The sequence below is a fragment of the Streptosporangium sp. NPDC050148 genome, from assembly GCF_055586505.1.
Window position 1 is genome coordinate 115,696 of the sequence record NZ_JBVJIA010000013.1, and the last position, 18,476, is coordinate 134,171.

Annotated in this window: 15 protein-coding genes; 8 read left to right on the plus strand and 7 right to left on the minus strand. The window is 72.3% G+C overall.

The window, feature by feature from the left end; genetic code table 11:
• Positions 1-15: 15 nt before the first annotated feature.
• From ACZ6RT_RS17035 to hutI, 5 genes are all read right to left on the minus strand, one after another.
• On the minus strand, positions 16-348 hold the full coding sequence (locus ACZ6RT_RS17035; RefSeq protein ID WP_399191092.1) for a nuclear transport factor 2 family protein: 333 nt from the start codon (positions 346-348) through the stop codon (positions 16-18).
• The gene (locus ACZ6RT_RS17040; protein ID WP_470154549.1) at positions 321-3,167 is read right to left on the minus strand and encodes a ComEC/Rec2 family competence protein; all 2,847 of its coding nucleotides are present in this window, start codon (positions 3,165-3,167) and stop codon (positions 321-323) included. Before ACZ6RT_RS17040 ends, ACZ6RT_RS17035 begins: the two co-directional genes overlap by 28 nt.
• Positions 3,168-3,295: 128 nt before the next feature.
• Positions 3,296-4,078 (minus strand): helix-hairpin-helix domain-containing protein, encoded by a 783-nt coding sequence (locus ACZ6RT_RS17045; protein ID WP_399191088.1) that lies wholly within the window; start codon positions 4,076-4,078, stop codon positions 3,296-3,298.
• A 514-nt stretch (positions 4,079-4,592) separates the two neighbouring features.
• Complete coding sequence (locus ACZ6RT_RS17050; RefSeq protein WP_399191086.1) at positions 4,593-5,438, minus strand: DegV family protein; 846 nt, start codon at positions 5,436-5,438, stop codon at positions 4,593-4,595.
• 77 nt (positions 5,439-5,515) lie between these two features.
• Complete coding sequence (gene hutI, locus ACZ6RT_RS17055; RefSeq protein WP_399191084.1) at positions 5,516-6,724, minus strand: imidazolonepropionase; 1,209 nt, start codon at positions 6,722-6,724, stop codon at positions 5,516-5,518.
• Between the two features lie 760 nt (positions 6,725-7,484).
• Between hutI and ACZ6RT_RS17060 the strand changes: the two genes are divergently transcribed.
• The 6 genes from ACZ6RT_RS17060 to ACZ6RT_RS17085 are packed head-to-tail and all read left to right on the plus strand — an operon-like array spanning position 7,485 to position 13,376.
• Positions 7,485-8,351 (plus strand): STAS domain-containing protein, encoded by an 867-nt coding sequence (locus tag ACZ6RT_RS17060; RefSeq protein ID WP_399191082.1) that lies wholly within the window; start codon positions 7,485-7,487, stop codon positions 8,349-8,351.
• Complete coding sequence (locus ACZ6RT_RS17065; RefSeq protein WP_470154550.1) at positions 8,351-8,731, plus strand: STAS domain-containing protein; 381 nt, start codon at positions 8,351-8,353, stop codon at positions 8,729-8,731. Before ACZ6RT_RS17060 ends, ACZ6RT_RS17065 begins: the two co-directional genes overlap by 1 nt.
• Complete coding sequence (locus ACZ6RT_RS17070; RefSeq protein WP_470154551.1) at positions 8,728-9,129, plus strand: anti-sigma regulatory factor; 402 nt, start codon at positions 8,728-8,730, stop codon at positions 9,127-9,129. Before ACZ6RT_RS17065 ends, ACZ6RT_RS17070 begins: the two co-directional genes overlap by 4 nt.
• Positions 9,117-10,127, plus strand: coding sequence for an ATP-binding protein (locus ACZ6RT_RS17075; protein ID WP_470154553.1), 1,011 nt, complete (start codon positions 9,117-9,119; stop codon positions 10,125-10,127). Before ACZ6RT_RS17070 ends, ACZ6RT_RS17075 begins: the two co-directional genes overlap by 13 nt.
• An 11-nt stretch (positions 10,128-10,138) precedes the next feature.
• The gene (locus ACZ6RT_RS17080) at positions 10,139-11,806 is read left to right on the plus strand and encodes an ATP-binding response regulator (RefSeq protein WP_470154555.1); all 1,668 of its coding nucleotides are present in this window, start codon (positions 10,139-10,141) and stop codon (positions 11,804-11,806) included.
• Positions 11,799-13,376, plus strand: coding sequence for a SpoIIE family protein phosphatase (locus ACZ6RT_RS17085; protein WP_399191072.1), 1,578 nt, complete (start codon positions 11,799-11,801; stop codon positions 13,374-13,376). Before ACZ6RT_RS17080 ends, ACZ6RT_RS17085 begins: the two co-directional genes overlap by 8 nt.
• 164 nt (positions 13,377-13,540) lie before the next feature.
• On the opposite strand, the gene hflX is transcribed toward ACZ6RT_RS17085, so the two are convergent.
• Both hflX and ACZ6RT_RS17095 read right to left on the minus strand, forming a co-directional pair.
• Positions 13,541-14,953: a GTPase HflX gene (gene hflX, locus ACZ6RT_RS17090; RefSeq protein ID WP_399191274.1), complete on the minus strand. Its 1,413-nt coding sequence runs from the start codon at positions 14,951-14,953 to the stop codon at positions 13,541-13,543.
• A gap of 214 nt (positions 14,954-15,167) precedes the next feature.
• The gene (locus ACZ6RT_RS17095; RefSeq protein ID WP_470154557.1) at positions 15,168-15,854 is read right to left on the minus strand and encodes a DUF4097 family beta strand repeat-containing protein; all 687 of its coding nucleotides are present in this window, start codon (positions 15,852-15,854) and stop codon (positions 15,168-15,170) included.
• 258 nt (positions 15,855-16,112) lie between these two features.
• On the opposite strand from ACZ6RT_RS17095, the gene aceB reads away from it, so the two are divergent.
• Together aceB and ACZ6RT_RS17105 are read left to right on the plus strand one after the other, a co-directional pair.
• Positions 16,113-17,699 carry a malate synthase A gene (gene aceB, locus ACZ6RT_RS17100; protein ID WP_399191068.1) on the plus strand — a complete coding sequence of 529 codons (1,587 nt, stop codon included), beginning with the start codon at positions 16,113-16,115 and terminating at the stop codon, positions 17,697-17,699.
• A 109-nt stretch (positions 17,700-17,808) separates the two neighbouring features.
• Positions 17,809-18,471 (plus strand): DUF1016 N-terminal domain-containing protein, encoded by a 663-nt coding sequence (locus ACZ6RT_RS17105; protein ID WP_470154559.1) that lies wholly within the window; start codon positions 17,809-17,811, stop codon positions 18,469-18,471.
• Positions 18,472-18,476: the final 5 nt, after the last annotated feature.

Genomic DNA, 18,476 nt, shown 5'->3' on the forward strand with positions numbered 1-18,476 from the left:
GCCGGCCGGCGCCGATCAGGCGCTCGCCGGTGTCTCCTTCCAGGCGTCGGCCCATCCGCCCTGCACCATGGTCTGGAAGACCCACTGACCGCCCGACTTCACCAGCAGGTCCGCGTAGCGCATTCCGTGCGTCTCACCGTTCATCGTCACCGTCGCATCGGTGATCACGACGACCAGGTTCGCGGTCAGGAAGTGGGGCGTGCGGACCGACCGCATCTCGAGGTCGCCCTGCTCTCCCCCTCCCATCACCTCGGCCATCGTGCTCGTGAACCGCTCCCTCGTCCACCGAGCGGCCAGGCCGTCACCGTCGGGGCCGTCGGTCACCACGTTGAGCGGGAACATCGCCATGTCCGCCATCCGCTCGACGTCGACCTTGGCACTGTGCGCGTCGTACACGGCGAACCACGCCTCGACGCTCTCCCGGTCTTCGGTGGTCGGGGTGTAGGCACCGCCGCCGAACGGGGATTGCTGGGTTTCCGCCATCGTCTGCTCCTTCGTCGAGAACGCCCCGCCGGGCCTTTGCGTCCGCTACCGCTCCGCAAGGCGGCGTCCGGTGACACGCCATGAATCGTACGACATACCGTACATCGTACGGATAGGCTGTCAAACGGTTCGCCGCGTGATCGGCGGCCGATGACGCGCGTCCTCACGGCACCGGCGGGGACGGCGGGCTCAGAAGCCCTCACGGGAGCAGGAAGAACCGCAGGAGCCAAGGGAGCCGAGGGAGCCGGAGGACCCGGAGCCGCCCCCAGGGCTCGGGCCCCTGCCGGGTGAGCCTCCCGGCCTCGGGCGACGACGGCCAGCGCCCCGTCGCGGACCACCACCGCCAGATCTCCCGACAGGTCCGTCCGGTAGACGCGCATGCCGAGCCGGAGCAGCGCGGCCAGCGTCGAGGGGGCCGGATGTCCGTAGTCGTTGCCCTCCCCCACGCTGATCAGCGCGGCACGGGCCCCGGCTGCGGCGAAGAAGGCGGGGTCGTACCTGCCCGACCCGTGGTGCGGGACCTTGAAGATCTCGGCGGGCGGCAGGCCGCGCCGGAGCAGCTCCGCCTGGGCCTCGGTCTCGATGTCACCGCTGAGCAGGGCCGCCCCCGCGGCCCAGCGGACGTACACCACGACGCTCGCGTTGTTGACGGCCGATCCCTCTCCCCCGCCGGGCGAGGCCCCCTCGGCGGCCGGGCCGATGACGGTGAGCTCGGAGGGCCCGAACCGCCAGCTCGCGCCCGGCCGGGCCGCCCACTCCGGCACGCGGCGACGGGCGAGCCCGTCGCTCAATCTCGTCTCCTCCCCCTCCGCGGTACCGTGCGGGGTCACCACCACCGCCCCCACCCGGCGTCCGCGGAAGACGCCGTCGAGCCCTCCCACGTGATCGAGGTGCGGATGGGTGAGGATCACCAGGGGCACCTGCCCGACCCCCATGGAACGAAGGCAGCGGTCCATTCCCACCGCGTCGGGCCCCGCGTCCACCACCACGGCCCGCCCGGGCCCGGCGGCCACCAGCAGGGCGTCCCCCTGACCGACGTCGCAGGCCACCAGCAACCAGTCACGAGGCGGCCAGGGTGCCACGATCGGCGTGACCACGGTCACGGTGAGGACCAGCCCGGTGACGGCCGCGAGGGCGATCCGGCGGGACCTCCTGCCCCGGAGGACCGGTACGGCGAGCGGGACGGCGACCGCCAGCAGGAGCAGCCCGGTGATCCCGCCCGGCCACGGGATCGCGCCCAGCGGGAGGGCGGCGGCGCGCTCCGCCACCTCGATGATCCATCCGGTGGCGAGCCCGGCGGGCCGTACCAGCAGCCTGGCCGTCTCCAGGTGCAGGGGGGCGACCAGGGCGACCACGAAGCCGATCAGGGTGGCCGGGGCGACGGCGGGACCGGCGAGCAGGTTGGCCGGCACGGCCACCGGCGAGAGCTGCCCCGACATCAGGACCAGCACGGGGGTGACGGCCACCTGCGCCGCCGCGGCCACCGCGGTCGCCTCGGCGAGCCATCGGGGCATTCGGGCCGAGAGCCGGTCACGCCAGCGCGGTGCCAGGACCAGGATGCCCGCCGTTGCGAGGACCGACAGGGCGAAGCCGTAGGACCGGGCCAGATCGGGCACGAAGAAGACCAGGGCGAGGACCGTCGCCGACAGGGCGGCGACACCGTCGCGGGAACGTCCCGTCCCCAGGGCGACGGCGGCGACCCCGCCCATCAGGAGCGCCCTGAGCACGCTGGGCGAGGGCCGGGCGACGACCGCGAAGGCGACCATGGCCGTCAGCGCCAGCACCGCCCGCGCCGCGAGGGGCAGCCCGGCGACCCTGGCCAGCGCGACCGCCGCACCGGCCACGACGGCGAGGTTCGCCCCGGAGACGGCCAGCAGGTGGCTGAGGCCGGCCGTCCTGAAGTCGGCCTTGACCTGCTCCTCCATCCGGGACACGTCACCGACCACCAGACCGGGCAGCAGCCCTCGCTGCGCCGGTGGCAGCACGTCGGCCGCCTCCCGCAGCCCCGCCCTGAGCGCCCCGGCGGCGCGCTGCTCCCACGACGGCCCGGCCAAAGTGCGTGGCGCTCCCCTGACCAGCACCACCGCGGCGAGCAGCTCTCCGGGATCGGCCGGGGCGAAGCGCCCCCTGAGTTCGACCCGCTGACCGGGCAGCAGCGACCGCCATTCGGCGCCGGAGACGAACAGCAGCACCGAGGCCCTCAGCCTCACCCTGCGTTCACCCGTCCCGACCGCCTCGACCCGGGCCGGCACCACGAAGCTCTCCCGCCGGAACGGGCCCGCGGCCCTGGGCAGCTCCCGGGGGTCGTCGGTCGTCACCACCTCCGCGACGGCCGACGCGTGCCGCCCGGCGAGCTCGGCCACCGGCCCCGTACCGGCCGCGTGCACCCGGAAGGCCACCGATCCCGCCACCGCGGCAGCGCATCCCAGGACCGCGATCAGCGCGTTCCGCGAGCCCGCCGTCCTGCCGGTTCGGGTCAGGACGGCCACGGCCAGGGCTCCCCCGGCCAGCAGAACCGCCACCGCGGCTCCGGCCGAGGCCGAAAGGCCCAGCAGGACGAGGGCGATCCCCCAGGAGGCCGCGGCGGGCAGGACCAGGTGCACGCCGTACGGGAAGCACGTTCGCCCCTCGCCCGATCCCCCGGCGGTGGCGGTCGGGGTGGTCGCGCCCGTCGCGGCGGCCATGGCGGTCGCGGACCAGGGCTCCGGCCGAGGCGCCGACCGAGGAACGAGCCGGAGGACGGAACGGGGCGTCGACCGGGGCACCAACGCGGGTACCGACCGGAGCAGGGCCGCCGTACGGGATCGGCGGCTCATACCCGGACCCTGTCCCGCATCTCCGCGTACTTGCGGTCGCCGATGCCGCTCACGTCGCGGAGCTCCTCGACGGTCCGGAAGCCCCCGTGGGCGTCCCGGTACTCGGTGATGCGCCGGGCGAGCACCTCGCCCACACCCGGCAGCAGCTCGAGCTGCTCGGGCGTGGCCGCGTTCAGGTCGATCACGGCGGAGGAGGGGTCCATCGGGGTCGCGGGAGGCGGCCCGGTCACCGGGGCCGCGGGGCCGGGGGCGCCGACGACGATCTGCTCGCCGTCCACGAGCCTGCGCGCCAGGTTGAGCGAGCCCGTGGTCGCCGACCCGCGGACGCCTCCGGCCTCCCGGACCGCGTCGGCGACCCGGGAGCCTGCGGGCAGTGTGATCACACCGGGACGGCGGACCTTGCCGGTCACGTGGACGGTCAGCTCCGCGACCGGGGCGGACGGTGCCCGCGGCGCGGTGGGGGGCCGCAGCGGGGCGCCCGAGACCGGCACCGGTGGCGCCAGGGGTTCGGGCGCCGGCCGGGACCACCAGGCATGGACACCGCCCGCGAGGGCGGCCACCGCCGCGACGAGGAGCAGCAATCGCAACCCCGCCCGGCCGGGACCGAGTGCCGGCGCCTGGGTGGCGACGGCCTTCCTGAGCGCTTCGAAGGAGGGCGGGACGGGTGCCCAGCTCGTCCGGGCCGCGGGCGGGATCTCGGGAGCGGGCCGGGACGCGTCCGCCCTGAGTGCCGTCCCGCTCGCGAGGGGCTGCCTGTCAGGGACGTCCTCGTACGGCATCCGGCGTGAGGGACCGGGGCCGGGCGGAACGGCCGGCCGGGAGAACGGCTCGACCGGCCGGAAGGGCGGGGACGGCTCGGCGCGCGGAGCCGGTTGAAGCCGATCGACCGGCCGGGGCGGAGTGGACGAGGGGTCGGGGATGTGGCGTGGGAGAGCGGGGCCGGGTGATCCCCGTCCCGTCAGTGTCCGCAGCCGCGACTCGGCCCGGGACCGCTCGATGTTCTGGCCTGTGGTCCGCACCCGCAGGACGCTACGGCGACGGTGCGGGAGGCCGCCGTACCGAACTGAATTCTGTGGATAACCGGCGAACGGCCTCGGGACGACGGGGCAGGCCGGCAGAGCCGACGGCCCGATGCCGCCGACGGGGACCGGTACGGGGAGCAGGACGGCGAGGTCTGCGGCAGGGACCTGGACGGGGCCCGGGACCGGACCGGGTCGTGGGCCAGGGCAGGGGCCGGGGCAGAGACCAAGGCGCGGAGCAGGGCAGGGACCAGGACGGGAGCCAGGACCGGGACTAAGACGGTGAGACGGTGATGCCGAGCATCCCGGGGCCCACGTGGGCGCCGATGACCGGCCCGACCTCGACGACGGTGAGGCCGGTCAGGGCGGGCAGGCGGCGGGACAGGCGCGCGGCCAGCGTCTCGGCCCGGGACGCGGCGCCGAGGTGCTGGACGGCGATCGCCACCGGGGCGTCACCGGCCGCCGCGGCCGCCAGGTCCTCGAGGCGGCCGATGGCGCGGGCCGAGGTACGGACCTTCTCCAGGGGGACGATCGTGCCGTCGGAGATGTGCAGGATCGGCTTGATCATCAGCGCCGACCCCAGGAGCGTGGCCGCCGCCCCGATCCGGCCTCCCCTGCGCAGGTGTTCCAGGGTGTCGACGTAGAAGAAGCTGCGGGCCGACTCCGCGGTGCGGCGGGCGACGTCCACGACCTCCTGGCGTGTCGCGCCCGCGGCGGCGGCACCGGCCGCGGCCAGTACGGGGAACCCCAGGCCCATGGCGATGGAGCGGCTGTCGACGACGTCGACCGGGATCGGGGAGTCCTCGGCCGCGGCGCGGGCGGCCTCGGCCGTACCCGACATCTCCGCCGAGAGGTGGACGGAGACGACGGCGGTCGCCCCCCGGGCCGCCGCCTCGCCGTAGGCCTCCGCGAAGCGGTGCGGCGCGGGCCTGGAGGTCGTCACCGGCACCCACTGGCCGAGCGCCTCGGCCACGCTCACGCCGTCGATCTGCGCCATGTCGTCGAACGGCCTGCCGCCCACCACCACCTGCAGGGGCACCACCGTGATCCCCAGGCGGGAGGTCTCCTGGCTCGGGAGGTAGGCGGTGGAATCCGTGACGATGGCGACAGATGGTGACATGTCCCGACGTTACCGGGAAGCGGTCACGCCGGGGAGAACGGGGGCCGGGTGCGGCCCCCGGGACGGGGAAGGGAGGACTACTGGACGGGGATGCCGCCGCGCCAGACCTTGCGGGGCTTGAGGCCGAAGGCCCAGGCGAAGGCGCCCTCGTGGTCGGCGTCCCACTGGACGATGTCGGCCAGGCGGCCGGGGGCGAGGACACCGCGGTCCGGGGCGCCGAGGACGGTGGCGCCTCCGAGCGTCGCGGCGCGCAGGGCGTCGCCGACGCTCATGCCGAAGGCCGCCACGGCGAGGCTGATGACCAGCGACATCGAGGTGATGCCGCAGTGGCCCGGGTTGTGGTCGCTGCCCAGGGCCACGGTGACCCCCTGGGCGAGCATTCGGCGGACCGGGGGCAGGCTGCCACGCTGCAGGGCCGTTCCCGGGCACACCACGGCGGGGACACCGTAGCGGGCCAGCATGGCGATGTCCTCGTCGGTGGTGTGGTGGAGCAGGTCGGCGGAGGCGCAGCCGAGCTCCGCCGCGAGCTGCACGGCACCCCGGCGGGAGTAGGCACCGGCGTGCACGCGGGGCAGCAGTCCGACGTTGCGCCCGGAGGCCAGGACCCAGCGGGCCTCCTCGGCGGTGAAGTGGCCCTCGTCGCAGTAGACGTCGACGCCGTTGGCACCGGCCGCGGCGGCGTCGGCGCACCAGGCGCCCACGGCCTCGACGTAGTCGCGCTGGCGTCCGAAGTACTCGGGCGGGACGACGTGCGCGGCCATGAAGGTCACGTGCACCCGCGGCATCATCGGCTCCTTCTCCAGCTCGCGCAGGAGCCGGACGTCGGCCAGCTCTCCGTCGCGGGTGAGGTGGTAGCCGGTCTTGGCCTCGACGGTGGTGGTGCCGTTGAGCAGCCATTCGCGGAGCCGCTCGCGGACGCCGTTGCAGAGCGTCCAGGGGTCGGTCCCCCGGGTGACCGTGACGGTGGAACCGATGCCGCCGCCCGCCGCGGTGATCGCGGAGGGGGTGGAACCACCGGAGCGCATCGCCATCTCGGCGTAGCGGTTGCCCGCGTAGACCGGGTGGGTGTGCGCGTCGATCAGGCCCGGGGTGACCAGGGCGCCGCCCAGGTTCTCGACGTGGTCGACGTCGACGATGTCGTCGACGACACCGGGCACGCTCTGCGGAAGCTCCGCGGCGCGGCCGATCCAGGCGATCCGGTCGTTGTGCACCAGGATCGCCGCGTTGCTGAACACATCGTTCCCGGTCCAGAGCCGGCCGATGTTGGTCAGAAGGCGGACGGTCATCGCATCACCGCCTTGTCTTCGGGGGAGGACACCCGGTGCTGGGCCGCACCCGGGCGGGGCTGACCACCCCGGACGCTGCCGGGCACCGTACCCTTCGAGCCCGCTGTGAATCCGGACGGCATCGGGGGTCTCCTGCTCTCATCCGCATACCTTGTGGTGCGGCGACAGTATCGCCAGGATCATGATCGGGCGATTTCAGTTCAGTTACGTTATTTCACAAGTCAGCCCGCTGTACAGGCTAATTGGGAAGAACGCCACCTCGCCGCGACCGCGCCTCACCCGCGAGCATGGCGACCGGACCCGGCGTCGAGCACCTTTCCACAGCTCAGACTACTTCCTGATCCTGCGTAACAGTAGTCACCGGAGCAACTTGCGTCATAACATCTCGCGGGATTTGCCTTATGGTAGCAATCCAGACCTGAGCCGACCACTGTCGCCTTTGCGAAGTTTGTACGTTTTACGGCTCCACAGTGCAGCCCAGATCCCCCCTCCGGCGCAAGTTCGGCCGTTGAAACGCCCGCGCCGATCTCCCTAGGCTGGGTGTCGCCGCGAGGGTCCGGCCGGCCCCTCCGCACCGCCCCGGAGGCGGCCGGACCAGTACGGGACGAGGACGCCGGGCGGCACCGATGCGCCGCGGATGTGATACGGGCCCGGCGAAGGTCCGAGCCCCCTCCCGGCCCCTCCGGAGGCGACCATCCACGGAACGCTCCCTGTAGCCTTCGAACGAGTTGTCTACAGGTCACCCAGGCAGGGAGTTGTCGTGTCCGTCCCCGCGGACGCCGGACGGCGTCGCATCGAAGAACTTTTCCAGGAGCACCAGGAGCGCGTCTTCACGCGCTGGCTCGAGATCGCCGGTTCGTCGATGGGGAGCCAGGCGGATCGCGGTGAACTGACCGACCAGCTCCGCGAGCTCTACGAGGCGGTGCGTCGTTCGTTCGCGGACTCGGGCGACCTCAGCGACCTGCGCGGCCTGCTGGCCGAACTCTCCCGTACGCGCGCCCGTCAGGGGTTCACCCCGACCGAGACCGCGGTCATGGTGTTCGGCCTCAAGGAGGCGCTCTACGAGAGCGTCGAGGAGGACGGCTCCCCCGAGAGCATGCGAGGTTTCATCTGGTTCTCCCGGGTAATCGACGACCTCGGGCTCTTCACCATGGAGAGCTACGCGTCGGCCAGGGAGAAGATCATCATCGACCAGGCGGAGCAGCTGCTGGAGCTCTCCACCCCGGTGGTCAAACTGTGGGAGGGCATCGTCGCGGTGCCGCTGGTCGGCACGCTCGACTCGGCCAGGACCCAGGTCGTCATGGAGAAGCTGCTGCAGACGCTCGTCGACACCGGTTCCGAGCACGCGGTGATCGACATCACCGGCGTGCCCGCCGTGGACACCGAGGTCGCCCAGCACCTGCTCAAGACCGTGGTCGCGGCCCGGCTGATGGGCGCCGAGTGCGTCATCTCCGGCATCCGCCCCCAGATCGCCCACACCATCGTCACGCTGGGGATCGAGTTCGGCGACATCGTGACCAAGGCCACCCTCGCCGACGCGCTGGCCCACACGCTGCGCGCGAGCGGCGTCACGTTCGCCAAGAAGGGCGGCACGGCCCGCATCGCCGTACGGACGGTGGAGGACTGATGGACCGCGTTCCCGTTCTCAAGCTCGGCGACATCCTGATCGTCTCCATCCAGATCGACCTGCAGGACATGAGCGTGCTCGCGCTCCAGGAGGACCTGTCGGAGAAGGTCGTCGAGACCGGCGCGCGCGGAGTGATCATCGACATCACCGCCGTGGAGATCGTCGACTCCTTCATCGGCAGGATGCTGGCCACGATCGCGGCGATCTCCCGGATGCTCGACGCCGAGACGATCGTCGTGGGCATGCGGCCGGCGGTGGCGATCACCCTCGTCGAGCTCGGCCTCTCCCTCGGCGGGGTGCGTACCGCGCTGAACCTGGAGAAGGGTGTCGCCCTGCTGAACCAGATCGAGGGCTCCCAGACCTCGGCGGCCTCCCTGTGACGAGCGCGGAGAACCTCCCCATCAACGTCAACGGCGACGTCGTGCTGGTCCGCCAGCACGTCAGGACCGTCGCCGTGAAGGTGGGGCTCTCGCTGGTCGACCAGACCAAGGTGGTGACCGCGGCCAGCGAGCTGGCCCGCAACGCCCTCGTCTACGCCGGGGGCGGCCAGGTACGGGTCGAGGTCGTCCACAAGGGGATGCGCCAGGGGCTGCGGATGACCTTCAGTGACAACGGGCCCGGCATCCCGGACATCGAGCAGGCGCTGACCGACGGCTGGACCACCGGTGGCGGCCTGGGCCTGGGCCTGAGCGGGTCGCGCCGCCTGGTGGACGAGTTCGAGCTGGAATCGGCTCCCGGCGAGGGCACGTTGATCACGGTGACGAAATGGGCACGCTGATCCGTTCGCGGCACGACGTCTGGGTCCGGGCCGAGGACGCCAGCGCGATCGGCGCGCTCCGCCGCAGCGCGGTGGCGCTCGCCGAGAGCAGGGGGTTCGGCGAGGAGGACACCGGGCGGGTGGCGGTCGCGGTCAGCGAGGCCGCCTCCAACCTGGTCAAGCACGCCGTCGAGGGGGTCATGCTGGTGCGCCCGCACCTGGAGCTGGACTCGGCTGTCGAGGTCCTGGCGATCGACCGCGGGCCCGGTATGCGCGACGTCTCGCGGGCCCTGCGCGACGGCTACTCCACGACGGGCACCCTGGGCATCGGGCTGGGCGGCATCGCCCGGATGGCCAGCGGGTACGAGGTGCACTCCATGCTCGGCCGCGGCACCGTGCTCGGCATGTACTTCACCGCCCAGGGCGCCGGGCAGCCCCCGTCCCGGGTGAGCGGCCTGACCCGCCCGATCGGCGAGGAGACCGTCTGCGGCGACGCCTTCGTGATCACCGAGGAGGGGCCGGTGACGACCGTGATGCTCTGCGACGGCCTCGGTCACGGCCCCGCGGCCGCCCAGGCCTCCGCCGAGGCGGTACGGCTCTTCCTGCTGCACTCCGGCCTGCCCCCGGTCACCGTCCTGGAACGCATCCACCTCGGCCTCGGCCACACCAGGGGCGGCGCGGTCGCCGTGGCCCGCGTCGACGGGGCCGCGGGCACGGTGAGCTTCGCAGGCCTGGGCAACGTCTCCGCGTGGATCGTCCACGGCGACGGCCGGCAGGGCATGATCTCGGTGCCGGGCATCGCCGGTCACAAGGCCAGGACGCTGCGCCAGTACGAGTACGCCGTGCCCGGCCGCGGGGTGGTCGTGCTGCACTCCGACGGCCTGTCCGAGCGCTGGGACATCACCTCCCTTCCCGGGCTGGTCACGCGGTTGCCCTCCGTCGTGGCGGGGACGCTGCTGCGCGAGGCCGGGACCCGCAGGGACGACGCCTGCGTGGTCGCCGTCAGGCCCGGCGTATGAACGGGGACGAGTTGATACGCATCCTTGTCAAGGACGATCAGGACGTCTTCGCCATGCGCAAGCTCGGCCGCGAGGTGGCCGAGAGCGTCGGCCTGGAGGCCCAGGACCAGATCCGGGTGGCCACCGCGCTGAGCGAGATCGGCAGGGAGCTGCTGGAGGCCGGTACCGGAGCCTCCTTCGCCTTCCGGCTGGGACAGGACGCCCTGACCGTCACGATCGAGTTCTCCGCCACCGCCGGGTTCCGTCCCGCCGACGGCGTCACGCTCGCGGGGCGCCTGGTCGACCTCATCGAGCTCGACCCGGCCCAGGGAAGGATAAGCATGGTCAAGCGGCTTCCCCAGGGCCGGAAGCCGAAGCGGTCGGCGGAGGAGATACGCGCCGGCCTCGCCACCGGGACGCCCACCACGGCCCTGGAGGAGCTGCGCCGGCAGAACCACGAGCTCGCCGAGACCCTGCAGGAGGTCCTGCAGCTCAACACCGAGCTGCAGGAGACCAACCAGGGCGTGCTGGCGCTGTACAACCAGCTCTCGGAGGAGCTGGAGGAGACCAACCGCGGCGTCGTGGCACTGTACGCCGAGCTGGACGAGAAGTCCGCCCAGCTGCGGGCCGCGGGCGAGGCGAGGAACAGGTTCTGGGCCACGGTCAGCCACGAGCTGCGCACCCCGCTCAACTCGATCATCGGCCTGGTCCGCCTGCTGGTGGGTCCCGGCGGGGAGCCCCTGGCCGAGGAGCAGCTCCACCAGATCGGCCTGATCGGCTCCTCCGCGCAGACCCTGCTGGCGCTGGTCAGCGAGCTGCTCGACATGGCCAAGGCCGAGGCCGGCAGGCTCGTCCCCCAGCCGTCCCTGGTCGACCTGATGGCGCTGGCCGAGCGGCTGCGGATGACCCTGCACCCCACCACCGGCAACGACGCGGTGGAGCTCACCGTGGAGGTCTCGCGGGCGCCCCGGGAGATGCTGGTGGACGAGGTGATGCTCACCCGCATCCTGCGCAACCTGCTCTCCAACGCGCTGAAGTTCACCGAACGGGGCGAGGTCAGGCTGGAGGCCGTGCTCGACGCCGCGACCCACAACGTGGTCTTCACCGTGACCGACACCGGGATCGGCGTGCCCGAGGAGCACCTGGAGCGCATCTTCGAGGAGTTCTTCCAGGTCCCCGGGCCGATCCAGGTGCGCAGCAAGGGCACCGGGCTGGGCCTGCCGTACGCCCGGCGGCTGGCCGAGGCGCTCGGCGGCACGCTGCACCTGACCAGCGTCCCCGGTTCCGGGACCACGGCCACGCTCAGGCTGCCCTACCGGCACGGCGGCACGCCCGTGGTCGGCCGGGTGCTCGTCGTGGACGACGACGAGGAGTTCCGCGCCACGGTGCGGCGGATGCTCACCGGCGTCGCCGAGCACATCGACGAGGCCGCCGACGGGCTGGCGGCCCTGGAGGTGATGGCCGAGCACCCGCCCGACCTCGCGCTGGTCGACCTGCTGATGCCCCGGCTGGACGGCAGCGCGCTGATGGCGCGGATGTGCGACGACGAGCGGCTGAGCAGGGTGCCGGTCATCATCGTGACCGTCGCCACGTCGTACCAGGTGCCCGAGGGGACGCGCATGGTGGTCTCCAAGCAGGGGCTCCGCCGTGACATCCTGCTGGAGGCGATCGAGGGCGTTCTGGGGCGGGCCGGTGGCTGAGGACGGGGCGACGGTGCTGGTCGTGGACGACACGCCGACCAAGCTGTACATCCTGTCCAGCTGGCTGCGCCGTTCGGGGCACCGGGTCGTGCAGGCGACCGGCGGCATGGAGGCGCTCGTCAAGGTCAGGGAGCTCCAGCCGGACCTGGTCGTGCTGGACGTGCGGCTCCCCGACATCAGCGGGTACGAGGTCTGCGAGCAGATCAAGGCGGACGCGTCCACCTCGTCGATACCGGTCATCCAGATCTCCGGGGCCGCGATCACCGCCGCCGACCGGGCCCAGGGGCTCGAACGCGGCGCCGACGCCTACCTGGCCGAACCGGTCGAGCCGGACGAGTTCGCCGCCACGGTCGCGGCGACGCTGCGCTACTACCGCGCCCGCAAGCGCGCCGAGACGATGGCCGAGCGGCTGGCCGCCCTCACCGAGGTGACGCTCTCGATGAACTCCGCCGAGACGTTCGACGAGCTGCTGACCACGGCCGTCGAGGGGACCGCCCGCATCCTGGGGCGGCAGGCGGGCACGCTCGCCCTGCCGCCGGACGGCCGGACCCGCAGGTTCGCCGCCCTGCCCCCGGACGGCCGCGTCGTGACGAAGGTCGCGGCACCGGACACGCTGTCCCGGCTGAGCGCGATGTCCCTGGGCAACGCCGCGGGGACCGAGGTCTTCACCGTCCCCGCCGACGAGTGGCTGGAGCTGATGCCGGACGCGAGGATCGGCGGCGACGTCTCGGCCGTGGTGTGCCGGACCAAGCTGGGCAGGCCGCCGGTCTACCTGGGCGCGGAGGGGGTGCCGCCGCTGGACTCCGACGAGGCCAACGTGCTGCGCCAGCTCGGCCAGGCCCTCGCCCTGGCCGTGGACGCGCTGCGGGCCTACGCCGAGGAGCACGCCATCGCCCTCACCCTGCAGCGGAGCCTGCTGCCGGCCCGCATCCCCGAGATCGGCGGGCTCGCCATCGGCTGGCGCTACCAGCCCGCGGTCGACAACGTCGAGGTGGGCGGTGACTTCTACGAGGTCCTGCGGATGGGCCACCGGGTGCTCATCGCCATCGGCGACGTCCAGGGGCACTCCCTGCTGGCCGCCACCGTCATGGCGGAGCTACGCCACGCGCTGCGCGCCTCGGTCATCGGCACCTCGGACCTGGGCGCGTCGATGGCGCTGCTCAACGAGGTGCTGCGGCGCTACCACCCCGGCATGACCGCCACGGTGTGCCTGCTCCTGCTCGACCCGGCGACCGGGGAGATGGAGATCTCCAACGCCGGTCACATCCCGCCCCTGTTCATCGACGGCGGCCGTGCCCACTACCACCGCCTGGGCAACCTGCTGCTGGGCGTGGCCCAGGAGACCTACCGGGTCGACCGGGTCCGGGTGCCCGCGGGCGGCTCGGTGCTGATGTTCACCGACGGGCTCATCGAGGACCGCGACAAGCTGCTCGACGAGAGCCTGGAGATCGTACGAAGGCTGGCAGAAGACCTCCAGGAGGACCTGGAGGTCTTCTGCGACCGCCTGATCGAGCGCTTCGGCGCCCGGGAGGACGACGTGGCGCTGGTGATGTTCCAGCGCGTCGTTTGATGTCGGAACAGGTTCCGGCATCGGTCCGCGCGGTGGTGCGGTGAGGCACGGCGAAGGCCGGCCGTAAGGCCGCACCCGGCCTGCCGACGGCATCGGACCCGCCGCCGATCACCGGGCGCGGCCCGCTGCGCCGGCACGCCGGGGACACGCGGCCCCCGGCGCGGTCAGGCGACGGTCTCCACCGGCTTGGCGATCTTCTCCAGCTCGGCGAAGAGGCCGGGCAGCACCCTGGCGTGCAGGACGGTGCCGTCCCCGGTGTGCTGGACGTCGAGCACCTCGCCCTCCTGGTGCGCCCGGGAGATCAGGTCGCCGCGGTCGTACGGCACCAGCAGCGTGACCTCCTGGTCGAACCTGGGCAGCTCGCGCTCGATCACGGCCCGCAGCTCCTCGATCCCGGCGCCGGTGCGCGCCGAGACCACCACGGTGTGCTTCTCCCGCGCGGTCAGCCGGGCCAGCACCACCGGGTCGGCGGCGTCGGCCTTGTTGATGACCACGATCTCCGGGATGTCGCCCGCGCCCTCGATGTCACCGACCACCTCGCGTACCGCGGCGAGCTGCGACTCGGGGTCGGGGTGCGAGCCGTCGACCACGTGCAGGATCAGGTCGGCGTCGCCGACCTCCTCCAGGGTCGAGCGGAACGCCTCCACGAGCTGGTGCGGCAGGTGCCGGACGAATCCGACGGTGTCGGCCAGCGTGAACAGGCGGCCGTCGGGCGTGTGCGCCCGGCGGACCGTCGGGTCCAGGGTGGCGAACAGGGCGTCCTCCACCAGCACCCCGGCGCCGGTCAGCCGGTTCAGCAGCGAGGACTTCCCGGCGTTGGTGTACCCGGCGATGGCCACGGCCGGGACCTCGCGCTGTGTGCGCCTCGACCGCTTGGTCTCGCGGGCGGTGGTCATGCCGCCGATCTGGCGGCGCAGCTTGGCCATCCGCTCGCGGATCCGCCGGCGGTCCAGCTCGATCTTGGTCTCACCGGGACCACGACCGCCCATGCCGACGCCGCCGGCCGCACGGCCGCCGACCTGACGGGACAGGTTGCCACCCCAGCCCCGCAGGCGCGGCAGCAGGTAGTTGAGCTGCGCGAGCTCGACCTGCGCCTTGCCCTCGCGGCTCTTGGCGTGCTGGGCGAAGATGTCGAGGATCAGCATGGTCCGGTCGATGACCTTGACCTTGACGATCTCCTCGAGCTGACGGAGCTGGCCGGGGCTCAGCTCCCCGTCGCACACCACCGTGTCGGCGCCGGTGGCGGAGACGATGTCGGCGAGTTCCTGGGCCTTGCCGGAACCGATGTAGGTCGCAGTGTCGGGCTTCTGGCGGCGCTGGATGACGCCCTCCAGAACCTCTGAACCCGCGGTCTCGGCCAGAAGCTTGAGCTCCAGGAGGGAGTTCTCGGCGTCGATCGCCGTACCGGAGGTCCAGACGCCGACCAGGACGACCCGCTCAAGCCTCAGCTGGCGGTACTCGACCTCGGTGACGTCTTCCAGTTCCGTGGAAAGGCCCGCCACCCGGCGCAGAGCCTGGCGGTCGGCCAGGTCCAGCTCTCCGGTGTCGAGGAGATCGTCGAATCGGTCGATGTCCAGCGGCTCACGAGTGTCTATGTCGTCGCTCCGTTCATATGGTCGTTCCGTGGGCGTTCTTCCCTGTGAGGAACGCCCATATGAGTGAACGCCCGAACACCCCGGGTCTCTTCCCCAGGATGGTGCCACGAGAACCTCTCCGTCATCACCTGGTTATACGCCGGCTCGTCCCGGCCGGTGGGAGGCCCGGGTGCGGCGGGGGCGGGTGCGCCCGCTCTCAGGGGAGCAGGACCTGGGCGTCACCCGAGCCGGTCTTGATCGTGATCTTCCGGGGTGAGGAGGGGTCCCTGGTCACCTCGACGGTCCTGTCGCCCGAGCCGGTCTCGGTGGTCACGTCGTAGCCACCGGCGGGGACGCGGGTCACGACGTCGCCCGAGCCGCTCTCGATCTCCACCAGGTCGGGCGCGACGGTGAACCCCGTCTCGATCTCCCCGGATCCGGCCTCGACGGTGAGGCGCTTGGAGCCCAGGCCCACCGCCTCGATGTCGCCGGAGCCGGTCACCGCCTTCACCTGCCCGGCCAGCCCGCGCAGCGTGATGGTGCCCGAACCGGTGTCGAGGTCGGCGGACACGGCGCGCGGGACCTCGACCTTGTAGTCGACCGAGCAGTTGTGCCCGTCGCACCGGTAGCGCAGGCTGAGCGTGCCGTCGTTCACGGGGTGCTCGGTGACCGGTCTGTCACCGCGCCAGTGGAGGGTCTCGGTCACCCGGACCCCGGAGCGGTCCGAGGCGGTCACCACGATGTCGCCGGAGCCGGAGTCGACGTTCAGGGCCTTCACCCCGTCCGCCACGTCGTAGGAGACGACGTCCTGCCCGCGCTCGCGGAAGTCCAGGGCGAACTCGCATCCGGAGAGCATGAACACCGACCCCAGGAGCGCTCCGGCGACGAGCGTGTTCCTCTTCATGGGCTCAATCCTCGACTTTCCGGGAGGTCTTCGCCTCCCCCTCGCGCCGTCCGCCCCCTCGTTCCGCCGAGGGCGCCGATCCGACCGGCCCAACTCTGCCGGGACCGGACGCCCGTGAACATCGGGGTATCCCCGGGCTCTGCCCTGAGGCCGCCCCCGCCTTTGACCGGCTCACGAGCGGTCACGTACCCTGGTTTCCACGTTTCAGAATTGCTTTTCCGCGATGTGGAAAATAAGGAAGACACGGAAAGAGGGTTCATGAACGGCGTTGAGATCGGCGCTCCCCTGCGGGACCGCTTCGACGAGATCCTCACACCGGAGGCGCTGGCCTTCCTGGCCACGCTCCAGCGCGAGTTCGACGGCCGGCGGCTGGAGCTGCTCGAGGCCCGCCGGGTCAGGCAGGCCGAGCTCTCGGCGGGCGCCACCCTCGACTTCCTGCCCTCGACCCGGCACGTGCGCGAGTCCGAGTGGCGCGTCGCCCCGCCCGCGCCCGGCCTGGTGGACCGCCGCGTGGAGATCACCGGTCCGGTCGACCGGAAGATGACGATCAACGCGCTGAACTCCGGCGCCAAGGTCTGGCTGGCCGACTTCGAGGACGCCAACTCCCCCACCTGGGAGAACACCATCGGCGGCCAGCTCAACCTGCGCGACGCGCTCGACCGGACCATCGACTTCACCGCCGGGGAGAAGAGCTACGCCCTCAGGCCGGACGCCGAGCTGGCCACCATCGTGGTCCGTCCCCGCGGGTGGCACCTGGACGAGAAGCACCTCACCCTGGACGGCGCCCCGCTGTCGGCCTCCCTGGTCGACTTCGGCCTCTACTTCTTCCACTCGGCGCAGCGGCAGATGGCCAAGGGCAAGGGCCCCTACTTCTACCTGCCCAAGATCGAGTCGCACCTGGAGGCCCGTCTCTGGAACGACGTCTTCGTCCGCGCGCAGGACCTGCTGGGCATCCCCCAGGGCACCATCCGGGCGACGGTGCTCATCGAGACCTACCCGGCCGCGTTCGAGATGGAGGAGATCCTCTACGAGCTGCGCGACCACTCCGCGGGCCTGAACGCGGGCCGCTGGGACTACCTGTTCAGCGTGATCAAGAAGTTCCGCACCCGCGGCCGGGAGTTCCTGCTGCCCGAGCGGAACGCGGTGACGATGACCGCCCCGTTCATGCGCGCCTACACCGAGCTGCTGGTCAGCACCTGTCACCGGCGCGGCGCCCACGCCATCGGCGGGATGGCCGCCTTCATCCCCTCGCGCCGCGACCCCGAGGTCAACCGGGTCGCGCTGGAGAAGGTCACCGCGGACAAGACCCGCGAGTCCGGCGACGGCTTCGACGGCTCCTGGGTGGCCCACCCCGACCTGGTGCCCGTCTGCCGCGACGTGTTCGACGCGGTCCTGGGGGACCGGCCCAACCAGCTCGACCGGCTGCGCGAGGACGTCAGCGTCTCCGCCGCCGACCTGCTCGCGGTCTCCAAGACCCCCGGCGACATCACCGAGGCCGGGCTGCGCAACAACGTGGACGTGGCGCTGCGCTACCTGGCCGCCTGGATGGGCGGGCTGGGCGCGGTGGCGATCCACAACCTTATGGAGGACGCCGCCACCGCCGAGATCTCCCGCTCCCAGATCTGGCAGTGGATCCACAACGGCATCGAGCTGTCCGACACCGGGGCCGTGGTGACCAGGGAGCTGGTGGAGCGGATCATCGACGAGGAGCTCGCCGGGATCGCGGCCGAGCCCGGCTACGACGAGGTCCGCTACGGCCAGGCCACCGCCCTGTTCAAGGAGGTCGCGCTCGACGACGAGTTCGCCGAGTTCCTCACCCTCCCTGCTTATGCGCGTATGCCGTGACATGACCGATCCGACGGTGAGGAATCCTCATCCCCGGGGCGGGATTCCTCACTCCGGGCGACCGGCGACCACGGGTGCGGCACCCCGGACCAGTGGATACTTTGCGTGCATGACCGATGACAGGAACGGCGAGGAAACGGACCGCGGCGACTACGGAGCGTTGCTCGACGCCGTCAAGCGCGAGATCGCCGGCAGCCGGGGGCGGGTGGCGCTGCTCACCACCGACGCGGAGCTGATCCGGCAGTACTGGCGGATCGGGCGCCACCTCCTCGACCGGCAGCCGGACGAGGAGTGGGGCAGGCGGATCGCGCCCCGCCTCTCGGCCGACCTGCGCGCCGCGTTCCCGGAGGCCATGGGGTACTCGCGGACCAACCTGCTCTACATGAGGGCCTTCGCGGCGGCCTGGCCGGACTCGGTGCCCAGGACCGGGCGGCCGATCCCGTGGGGTCACCACATCGTCCTGCTCGACATGCTGGACACCCGGTCGACGCGGGAGTTCTACGCCCGCAGGACCGCGGAGGAGGGCTGGGCCAGGGGCGTCCTCATCACGATGATCAAGGGCCGGTTGCACCTGCGCCTGGGCCGCTCCCCCCGCGGCGCCGGGCGGAGCGCGCCGTCGGCCGACTGCCGGTCCCTGCAGCGGGCCCCCTCCGAGCCCGCGGAGCCCGGGGAGCCCGCGGAGCTCGCGGAGCTCGCGGAACTCGCGGAACTCGGGGAGCCCGGCCGGAGTGCGGGCGCGCACGCGCCGCGCGAGAATTCGAGACGGGGATGAGCGCC